Below are 4,625 nucleotides of genomic sequence, written 5' to 3'. Positions count from 1 at the left end.
CGGACCTGGGCGCGGATCTTGTAGAAGACGGAACGGCTGATGCCGTGCCGTTCGCAGAAGCGCGTCACGGCACCGCGCTCGGTGTTCTCGGGCCAGTTCGCGATCGCCCACCGCACGTCGGCGGGTACGTGGTTGAAGTCCATGCCCGAGACGAGCACGCAGGTCAATTGGCCACGAAGTCATGAGCCAGACCGTCCACGTTGTCATGAGACAGAACCGTCCACGAAGTTCTGAGACTTCACATTCAGACCCCGACTACACCCTGGATTGCGATGAGCCGTCTAGCGCCTACAAACCAGACTCCTGCACGTGCCCGCGATGCTGGCCCGACACGCCCGCACTCTGACCTGAGTTGGCTCACTTCAACGGGTTCCGGGTGCTCGTAGGTCGTTGACCTGCGGTGATGTTCGGGCTTAGTGCGCTCTGAAGGCACTAATTCGGTCGGTAGGCTGGGCTGGTGGCGTGGGTTCGCAAGGTGCGCACGGCCTCAGGGGCGACGGCCGTGCAGATCGCCGAGTCCGTCGACGGGCGTCGTCGGATCGTGCGGCACGTCGGCTCGGCCCGTGATGAGGCCGAGCTCGGGCTGCTGCTCGAGCAGGCGCGTGACCTGCTCGCGGACGATCTGCAGGGATCGCTGGACCTTGGCATGCAGATCCCGCAACGCATCACGGCGATGGCCCCCGAGCCGGCCCCATCGACCCTGTTCGGCCGACCGTCGGCGCCGCGACCGGTGGCGACGTCGCGCACCCGGGTCCTGCGCACGTCGTGTCGGACCCTGTTCGACGCCCTGGCCACGGTGTTCGACCAGCTCGGGTTCGACGCGCTGGGGGATGCCTGCTTCAAAGACCTGGTCATCGCCCGGGTCGTGGAACCGACCTCGCTGCTGGACGTCGACCGGGTCCTGGCCGACCTCGGACGCGCCTCAGCGTCCCTGTCGACCAGGAAGCGGACGCTGCGCCGGGCCCAGTCCAGGGCCTACCGCGACCAGATCGCCGCCGCGTGCTTCGCGCACGCCTCGACCGTCGGGGACGTCTCGCTAGTGCTCTACGACGTCACGACCTTGTACTTCGAGGCCGAGAAGGAAGACGACCTGCGCAAGGTCGGCTACTCCAAGGAACGACGCGTGGACCCCCAGATCGTCGTGGGGCTACTCGTGGACCGCACCGGCTTTCCCCTGGAGATCGGCTGCTTCGAGGGCAACAAGGCCGAGACCCTGACGATCGTGCCCGTCGTTCAGGGGTTCCGAGCCAGGCACGGCATCGAGGGGATGGTCGTGGTCGCCGACGCCGGCATGCTCTCCGCGGGCAACCTGCATGAGCTGGACGAGGCCGGCCTGGGGTTCATCGTCGGGTCCCGCCAGAGCACCGCACCGCTGGACCTGGCCTCGCACTACCGCTGGCACGGAGAGCTCTTCACCGACGGGCAAGTCATCGACACGATCACCCCCAAGCACCGGCGCACCCGGCCCGAGAACGACCCGAACCTCAAGGCCGAGCCCGTCTGGACCCGCGCCACCCACCCGGGATCCTGGAGAGCCGTGTGGGCGTACTCCGGACGGCGGTTCGCCCGCGACAACCAGACCCTGAACGCCCAGGAAGAACGCGCCCGCGCCGTCGTCGAGGGCGAGAAGTCCGCCCGCACCCCACGGTTCGTGACCACCGCCGGGGACTCACGCACCCTGGACCACAAGGCCCTGGCCCGCGCCCGCGCGACCATGGGCCTGAAGGGGTACGTCACCAACATCCCCACCACGACCATGACCGCCACCCAGGTCATCTCCAGCTACCACGACCTCTGGCACGTCGAGCAGTCGTTCCGGATGTCCAAAACAGACCTGCAGGCCAGACCGATCTTCGCCCGCACCCGAGACGCGATCGAGGCGCACCTGACGATCGTGTTCACAGCCCTGGCCGTCTCCCGAACCGTCCAGGACCGCACCGGCGCCTCGATCCGCAAGGTCCTGCGCCAACTCCGCCCACTGCGCTCGGCGACCATCGAGATCAACGGCACCATCCGCACCTACCCACCAGCGATCGACGACCACCAGCGCGCACTCCTCGACGCCATCACGAACCCCGACGCAAGGCACTAAGGCGCTTGACCCAACTCAGGTCTGATCCTGCACGTCAAGGACGCCCATCCCTGGGCCGAGGTCCTGACCACCGGCTACCAACGGCTGATCGCCCTACCCGCCCCGACTTGAGCCGCCGACCTCGTCTCTGACCGCCACCAGCACCCGCACGACCGGCCGAAACCGGCGCCCACCGCGACGACACGCGGCCCTTCGTCGCACCCCGATGCCACAATCACCACCGAACGCAGGCAACGACGCCGCGCTCCCCGACTGACTGAGCCTCATGGAAGATCCGGGCTAACGTGGTCAGATCAGGGTCAGCAAAGGTAGCGTCAAGCACGTCGAGGTCTTCCAGCTGGGCGGTGTGAGAACTCCCATCATCGGAAGACCTCGACCCCTACCCAGCCATCGACGCGCCCACCACCCCCGACCAGGCTCAACATCCCGCAACTCCACCCTCGATCGCGAAGAGCCGCTTACAAGTCCGCCCAAACGGGGAGATCCATATGCCTATCCTGAGACCCCAGACCGAGTTAGACGCCTACCGTGGCCTGACGGCCTATGCTGGCGACATTCATAACCACTGTGGGATTAGTTATGGGCACGGCACGCTCGAGGACGCGTACCGGAATGCTGCGCTGCAACTTGACTTCGCCTCCGTTACGGGGCACGCCAGTTGGCACGACATGCCAGCCGCGCCCGCTCACGTGAACGCGTACCACCGTGCCGGTTTCGCCCGTCTCGAGTCGCAGTGGGAAGACGTCCAGGAGTTGACGGAGGCCGTGAACGATGAAGGTAAGTTCGTCTCCTTTCTCTCCTTCGAGTGGCACAGCATGACGTACGGCGACCACTGCGTGTACTTCAACTCAGGCAGAGGTCCGCTCCACATCGCGCAGGCCGAAAGCCTGGATGCCCTGCGCGGGGCGTTGCGCACGTTACATGGCCAGGGCCTCGCGTCGCTGGTCCTGCCGCACCACATCGGCTACCAAGAGGGAAGACGCGGCATCGCATGGCGCTCGTTCACGGAAGAATTCTCGCCGGTTGTCGAACTCGTCTCGATGCATGGTAGCGGCGAGGACGACCGCTCGCCACGCCCCTACTTGCACACAATGGGCCCGCGGGACGTCGGTAGCACAGCCATCACTGGACTGAAGCGCGGCCACCGGTTCGGCTTTATTGGCTCGACGGATCATCACAGCGCACACCCCGGGAGTTACGGGTACGGGCGTGCGATGGTATGGGCACGGGACCTCACGCGTGCCTCGATCTGGGAGGCGATCCGTGCCCGCCGGACGTATGCGGTAACGGGGGACCGGATCATGCTGGCCACCGCAGTCAATGGTGCGCCGATGGGCGCGACCGTGAAAGGCGTTGGCCGGCGACAGATCGAGGTCAGCGTCCACGGAGGCGGAGCGCTCGACTACGTCGAGGTCGTACGCAACGGCGACGTCATCGCGCGGGTCGCGGGTAACCTAGCCGCTGCCCCGACCCGGGGATTCTCCGGCATTCTATCCGTGGCGATGGGTTGGGGGGAAATTGACGTCGTCACAAACTGGGATGTCGAACTTGAGGTCATCGGTGGGCGGATTCTTTCTGTCGAACCTCGGTTCCGTGGATACGACGTCGTCGCTCCCACGGACAAGGAGCCCGACCGGTTCTCCTTCTCCGAGTGGACGCAGCCGAGCGAGCGGACGATCCGGCTACGTACCCAGTCGCGGGGCAATCCCACGGTGCTGACTGATGCCACGCAACAGTTCGCTTTGCAGGTCGAGGGCGACGAGCGGACGGTTCTGGTCGCCCGGGTGAATGGCCATGAGAGCTCGTACAGCGTGGCGGACCTTATGACGGGCCCACGGGTGGTGTACCAGGGTGCCTTCCTCTCCGGAGCATTCGTGTTCAACCGCGCGGAGCCGGAAGGTACGACCAACCTGGAGTGGGAGCTGGAAGACGAAGGATCGCCGCTGCAGGACGACTGGTACTACGTGCGGGTGCGCCAGTACAACGATCAGTACGCATGGAGCTCGCCCACATGGGTGGACGGCCGTCGATGAGGGCGGACTCGGAGTTGGGCGGGCAACGAATGCCGCTGCGGACCGCCAGCAACCGCACGGCGTCTCAGGTAAATCTCGCGACGGTACTACAGGTCCTGCAGGGCGCGGGGCCCCTCTCGGGGTCCGCCCGAGTTGGCTCTTTCGGTTAGTGCCTGACGATCGCGTCGAGGATGGCCTGCCGGTCGGGGTCGATGGCGGCTGGGAAGGTCTGGGTCGCGTCGTTGATCGTGAGGGTCGCTGGGCGCAGGGGTCGTAGTTGTCGCACGACGTTGCGGATGGACAGGCCGGTGCGCGCCTGGGTCTCGCGGGCCAGGGCCAGGGCGGTGAACAGGTCAGGTGCGCTTCGATCGCATCGCGGGTGCGGTGGAACATGCGTCGGGCGGCCAGGTCAGTCTTGCTCATCCGGAAGGACTGCTCCACGTGCCATAGGTCGTGATAGCAGCTGGAGCCTGACCCGCCTTCCCGGGCACCGTTGCTGACGTGATGATCACCTCGGGAGA

General features: G+C 66.1%; 2 protein-coding genes and 1 pseudogene. 2 read left to right on the top strand and 1 reads right to left on the bottom strand.

Annotated features, from left to right (window positions below; genetic code table 11):
* Nucleotides 1-457: 457 nt before the first annotated feature.
* Both VFW79_RS01755 and VFW79_RS01750 read left to right on the top strand, forming a co-directional pair.
* Nucleotides 458-2,092 (top strand): IS1634 family transposase, encoded by a 1,635-nt coding sequence (locus VFW79_RS01755; RefSeq protein WP_329675593.1) that lies wholly within the window; start codon nt 458-460, stop codon nt 2,090-2,092.
* Between the two features lie 488 nt (nt 2,093-2,580).
* A complete protein-coding gene (locus tag VFW79_RS01750; protein WP_329675592.1) occupies nt 2,581-4,125 on the top strand; it encodes a DUF3604 domain-containing protein in 1,545 nt (514 codons plus the stop codon).
* A 145-nt stretch (nt 4,126-4,270) separates the two neighbouring features.
* Here the strand turns inward: VFW79_RS01750 and VFW79_RS01745 are convergent.
* Nucleotides 4,271-4,625: pseudogene (locus tag VFW79_RS01745) on the bottom strand (hypothetical protein); the annotation flags it as partial.

Source organism: Cellulomonas sp. (assembly GCF_036279715.1).
Lineage (GTDB): Bacteria > Actinomycetota > Actinomycetes > Actinomycetales > Cellulomonadaceae > Cellulomonas_A.
This window is presented reverse-complemented; position numbering and strand designations above follow the sequence as displayed.